This is a genomic window from Luteibacter sp. (genome assembly GCF_051958795.1).
In the GTDB taxonomy this organism is placed as follows: Bacteria; Pseudomonadota; Gammaproteobacteria; order Xanthomonadales; family Rhodanobacteraceae; genus Luteibacter.
Window position 1 is genome coordinate 1 of sequence record NZ_JBQCFT010000224.1, and the last position, 5308, is coordinate 5308.

A 5308-nucleotide genomic window follows, 5' to 3' on the forward strand; every position below is an offset into this window, starting at 1 on the left:
ATGACGCTGCAGGCCCTGTGGCTCTCTTGCGAACGGCGTCGCCCACAGGGTGCGCTCCTACGACGGCGCGTTGCGTCAGAACCCGTTATCGAGGGTCGAGCCTGTCAGCAGCCCGCGCGCCAGCATGGCGGTCTGCTTGCCCTGGAACAGCATGTGCCACTGGCGGCCGCCGAGCTGGTGCCACAGCACCGCGGAACGCACGGCGGCGAGCAGCGAGGCGCGGACGCGATCGACATTGGCCTTCTGCTGCAGGTGGCTCGGATTACCCGTGACCATCACCCGCGGCTTCAGCGTTGACAAGGTGGTCGCATACAGCTCGGCCAGGCGCGCCGAGACGTTCGGATGGGTGATGCCGAAATGCTCGACCTGGCGTTGCGCGGCAACGATGCCCTCGTGCAGGCGATCGAGCAGGGCGTGGTTGCGCGAGAGCGAGCGCTCGAGGCGCAGCACGGTCACGCCCATGCGCATCACCGCGACATCGCGGGTCTGTTCTTCGAACTGGTTCACCAGCGTACGCAAGCCGCGGCGCACACCGGCCACGTTGCCATAGACGCCCGCGACCGTGTCCGAATCGATGCGGAACACGCTGCCCAGGCTGGCCTCGTAAGCCACCTCGTCGCAGCGGCCCTCGTTTGCCAGCTGATGGGCCAGGGCGACGCCCTGGAAGACGCCGGCCAGGGCCAGGACGCGTTCTTCATTCATGGATATGGCTCGGATCGAAACGTGCCGTAGGAGCCCACCCTGTGGGCGACATCTTTCGCAGGAAGGCTGCGGAGCCTGTAGCGATTGTACGAACGGCGTCGCCCACAGGGTGGGCTCCTACGAAGGGATAGGGAATCATTCGAGGCCACCGTAGGCAGCATCGGTGCTTGCGATCACCGCACCGCCGAGGCACGCGTCGCCGTCGTACAGCACCACGGACTGGCCGGGGGTGACCGCGCGCTGGGGCTCGTCGAAGGTGACGTGCAGCGTGTCGCCGCGCACATCCACCGTGCAGGCCTGGTCGGCCTGGCGGTAGCGGGTCTTGGCGGTCCAGCGGAAGGAAAGGGCAGGTGGCTCGCCAGCGACCCAGGTGGCATCCGTCGCGAACAGCCGCGTGGATTGCAGCCAGCGGTTTTCGCCGCCCTGCGCCACGATCAGCGTGTTCGCAGCGACGTCCTTGCCGACGACATACCACGGCTCGTTGGGCGCATCCGCACGGCCGCCGATGCCGAGCCCGTTGCGCTGGCCCAGCGTGTAATACATGACGCCCTGGTGCTCGCCGACCTTGCGGCCGTCCGGGTCGACCCTCGCGCCAGGCTTCGCGGGCAGGTACTGGGCAAGGAACGCGCGGAAGTCACGCTCGCCGATGAAGCAGATGCCGGTGGAATCCTTCTTGGCCGCGGTCGGCAGGCTCGCCTCGCGGGCCATCTCACGTACCACCGGCTTCTCGATCTCGCCGACCGGGAAGAGCGTCGCCGAAAGCTGGCGCTGGCCCAGCGCGTGGAGGAAGTACGTCGGGTCCTTCGCGGCATCCACGGCACGCAGCAGGCGGTAGCGGCCCTCATGGAAATCCACGCGCGCATAGTGTCCCGTCGCGATCTTCTCCGCGCCGAGGGCCTGTGCGTGCTCCAGGAAGGTCTTGAACTTGATCTCGCGGTTGCACAGCACGTCCGGGTTCGGGGTGCGCCCCGCGGCGTACTCGGCAAGGAAGTGCTCGAACACGCCGTCCCAGTATTCGCCGGCGAAGTTGCGCGCGTGGAAGGGGATGCCGAGGCGGCCACACACGGCCACCGCGTCGCGGCGGTCGTCGTCGGTGGTGCAGGGGCCGGAGCGGTCGTCCTCCTCCCAGTTCTGCATGAACATGCCTTCCACATCGTGGCCGGCCTGCTGCAGGAGGATGGCGGCGACCGAGGAGTCCACGCCGCCGGAGACGCCGAGGATCACTTTCACGGACGCGACCCCGGGAGAAGGCTGGCCACGGTATCCAGGGGCAGGCGGCGGCCGTCGAGCCACGCGTCGATCGTTTCCAGGATCAACGGGCTGCGCAGGCGCGCGCCCAGGGCCTCGATCTCGTCGCGGCGAAGCCACAGGGCCCGGCGGATGCCGGTATCGAGCCGGCGGGTGGGGTCGTGGGCCACCGAACGGCCGCTGAAGCCGAAGCGGAGCACCTGTTCGCCGTGCTCGGGGCTCATCCACTGCCAGACCCCCAGGAAGGCGTCCAGCTCGACAGTGTGCCCGGTTTCCTCCAGCGCCTCGCGGACGGCGGCGGCCTGAAGCGTCTCACCCGGGTCCAGGTGCCCCGCTGGCTGGTTGTAAGCCAGCTCGCCGAAGATCTCCTCTTCGACGATCAGGTAGCGGTCCCCCTGCGCGACGACGCAAGCGACCGTCACACGGGGGCACCACACGTTTTCGGCCGGGGCAACGGTCTGGGTCATCTGACGAATGGGAGGGGGTGGCTCTGGAAAAAGACATATTGTGCCATCACCTGTGGAAATCGACCCCGAAAGGGCTCGAAATCCGGTGTATATAATCGAATCGCGTACCGAAGGTTCTCAATTAATGTCCCAGGAACACGAACACGATCAGGAAAGCGAGCGCGGACACGGCCTGGCCATCGAAACCGCTCGCCCCGAGACGGCGAAACCGCCGCTGTTCCAGGTCGTCCTGCTGAACGACGACTTCACGCCGATGGATTTCGTGGTCGAGGTGCTACGTAGCTTTTTTGGCATGGACCAGGAGCGGGCGGTCCAGGTGATGCTCCACGTACACACCAGGGGGAAGGGCGTGTGCGGAGTGTTCACCCGCGAGGTGGCAGAAACGAAGGTGACCCAGGTCAACGAGTATTCACGGTCCCACCAGCACCCGCTGTTGTGCACTATGGAAAAGATGTAGCAGATCCCCCATCTGGAGTTCATGCGGCACTCACAAGGGCTAAGAACCCGCCGCCCACAGCTATCGGAGACGGTCCGTATGTTCAGCAAGGATCTCGAAGTCACCATTGGGCACTGCTATAAGCAGGCCCGGGAGCAGCGCCACGAGTTCATGACCGTGGAGCATCTCCTGCTCGCCCTCACCGAAAACACCTCCGCCCTGGCCGCCCTGCGTGCCTGTGGCGTCGATCTGCCGCGCCTCGCGGCCGATCTCCAGCGGATCATCGCTGAAACCGTCCCGGTCCTCCCCGCCGGCGACGAGCGCGACACCCAGCCCACGCTGGGCTTCCAGCGCGTCCTCCAGCGTGCGGTCTACCACGTCCAGTCCTCGGGCCGGAAGGAAGTGACCGGCGCCAACGTTCTTGTCGCGATCTTCGGCGAAAAGGACAGCCACGCGGTCTATTTCCTCCACCAGCAGGAAATTACGCGCCTCGACGTGGTCAATTACATCTCCCACGGCATCGCCAAGATCAGCGATGAGTCCGCGGCTGCCCCGTCCAGCGCCGATCGCGATGGCGAGGAAGGCGGCGAGGGCAAGGGCAACCCGCTCAGCGAGTACGCCTCCAACCTCAACGAGCTGGCCCTGCAGGGCAAGATCGATCCGCTGATCGGCCGCCAGGACGAGGTGGAGCGCACCATCCAGGTGCTCTGCCGCCGTCGCAAGAACAACCCGCTCTATGTCGGCGAAGCCGGCGTGGGCAAGACCGCGCTGGCCGAGGGCCTGGCCAAGCGCATCGTCGAAGGCCAGGTGCCCGAGGTGCTGGAAGACTGCACCATCTGGTCGCTGGACCTCGGCGCGCTGGTCGCGGGCACCAAGTACCGTGGCGACTTCGAAAAGCGCCTGAAGGCGGTCATCGGCCAGCTCAAGAAGCAGCCGAACGCCATCCTGTTCATCGATGAGATCCACACCATCATCGGTGCGGGTTCGGCGTCGGGCGGCACCATGGATGCCTCGAACCTGATCAAGCCGATGCTGGCTTCGGGTGAGCTGCGCTGCATCGGTTCCACCACGTTCCAGGAATTCCGCGGCATCTTCGAGAAGGATCGCGCCCTGGCTCGCCGCTTCCAGAAGATCGACGTGGTCGAGCCCACCGTGGCCGACTCCATCGAGATCCTGAAGGGCCTGAAGACCCGCTTCGAAGAGCACCACTCGGTGGAGTACACCGGTGAGGCCCTGCGTGCGGCGGTGGATCTCTCCGTGAAGCACATCCCGGATCGCCTGCTCCCGGACAAGGCCATCGACGTGATCGATGAGGCTGGCGCCCGCCAGCGCCTGTTGCCGGAAGAAGAGCGCACCGGCAAGGTCGACGTGGCCGAAATCGAATACATCGTGGCCAAGATGGCGCGTATCCCGGCCAAGCAGGTGTCGGCTTCCGACCGCGACGTGCTGCGTAACCTCGAGCGCAACCTGAAGATGGTCGTGTTCGGCCAGGATGCGGCGATCGAGGCCCTGTCCTCATCGATCAAGATGGCGCGTTCGGGCCTGGGCGATCCGTCCAAGCCGATCGGCAGCTTCCTGCTCGCCGGCCCCACGGGCGTCGGCAAGACGGAAGTCACCCGCCAGCTCGCCATGCAGCTGGGTATCGAGATGGTCCGCTTCGACATGTCCGAGTACATGGAAGCGCACTCGGTGTCGCGCCTGGTCGGTGCGCCCCCGGGCTACGTGGGCTTCGACCAGGGTGGCCTGCTCACCGAGCAGATCACCAAGCACCCGCACTGCGTGCTGCTGCTGGATGAGATCGAGAAGGCGCACCCGGATGTGTACAACATCCTGCTGCAGGTCATGGATCGCGGCGTGCTGACCGATACCAACGGTCGCGAGGCGAACTTCAAGAATGTCATCGTGGTGATGACGACGAATGCCGGCGCGCAGCTGGCTTCGCGCCGCGGCATCGGCTTCGTGAAGCAGAACCACTCGCCGGATGCGATGGAGACGATCCGCCGCATGTTCACGCCGGAGTTCCGCAACCGTCTCGATGCGGTCATCCAGTTCAATGCGCTGGACTTCGACCACATCCTGCGCGTGGTGGACAAGTTCCTGATCGAGCTGGAATCGCAGCTGGCCGAGAAGAAGGTCAGCGTCGACGTGACGCCGGAGGCCCGCCGCTGGCTGGCGGAGCACGGCTTCGACCCGCAGATGGGCGCACGCCCGATGGCCCGCGTCATCCAGGACAAGGTGAAGCGTGCCCTGGCCGACGAGCTGCTCTTCGGCAAGCTCGCCGACGGTGGCAAGGTCACCCTCTCGGTGGAAGGCGACGAGCTGCACGTGGAAACCGAGTCGGCCGAGCCGGCGACGGCGGAAGCGTAAGACTCAAGGTAGTGATAGAAGAAGGCCGCCCACTCGGGCGGCCTTTTTCGTAGGAGCCCACCCTGTGGGCGACGCTGTTCGCGGTCAC

5 protein-coding genes are annotated in these 5308 nt (G+C 65.9%); 2 read left to right on the forward strand and 3 right to left on the reverse strand.

Annotated features, from left to right (window positions below; translation table 11 throughout):
* Nucleotides 1-75: 75 nt before the first annotated feature.
* The 3 genes from hflD to ACTHLF_RS11310 form a co-directional block, all read right to left on the reverse strand.
* Nucleotides 76-702 carry a high frequency lysogenization protein HflD gene (hflD, locus tag ACTHLF_RS11300; protein WP_440327442.1) on the reverse strand — a complete coding sequence of 209 codons (627 nt, stop codon included), beginning with the start codon at nucleotides 700-702 and terminating at the stop codon, nucleotides 76-78.
* 135 nt (nucleotides 703-837) lie between these two features.
* Nucleotides 838-1932 carry a tRNA 2-thiouridine(34) synthase MnmA gene (mnmA, locus tag ACTHLF_RS11305; protein ID WP_440327443.1) on the reverse strand — a complete coding sequence of 365 codons (1095 nt, stop codon included), beginning with the start codon at nucleotides 1930-1932 and terminating at the stop codon, nucleotides 838-840.
* A complete protein-coding gene (locus ACTHLF_RS11310; protein WP_440327444.1) occupies nucleotides 1929-2417 on the reverse strand; it encodes an NUDIX hydrolase in 489 nt (162 codons plus the stop codon). The genes mnmA and ACTHLF_RS11310 overlap by 4 nt, the downstream gene beginning before the upstream one ends.
* Before the next feature lie 124 nt (nucleotides 2418-2541).
* Here ACTHLF_RS11310 and clpS point away from each other — a divergent pair, with 124 nt between their 5' ends.
* Entirely contained in the window at nucleotides 2542-2874 is a 333-nt protein-coding gene (gene clpS / locus ACTHLF_RS11315; protein ID WP_139980993.1) for an ATP-dependent Clp protease adapter ClpS, read from the forward strand.
* Between the two features lie 78 nt (nucleotides 2875-2952).
* Nucleotides 2953-5220, forward strand: coding sequence for an ATP-dependent Clp protease ATP-binding subunit ClpA (gene clpA, locus ACTHLF_RS11320; protein ID WP_440327445.1), 2268 nt, complete (start codon nucleotides 2953-2955; stop codon nucleotides 5218-5220).
* The last annotated feature ends 88 nt before the right edge of the window (nucleotides 5221-5308 follow it).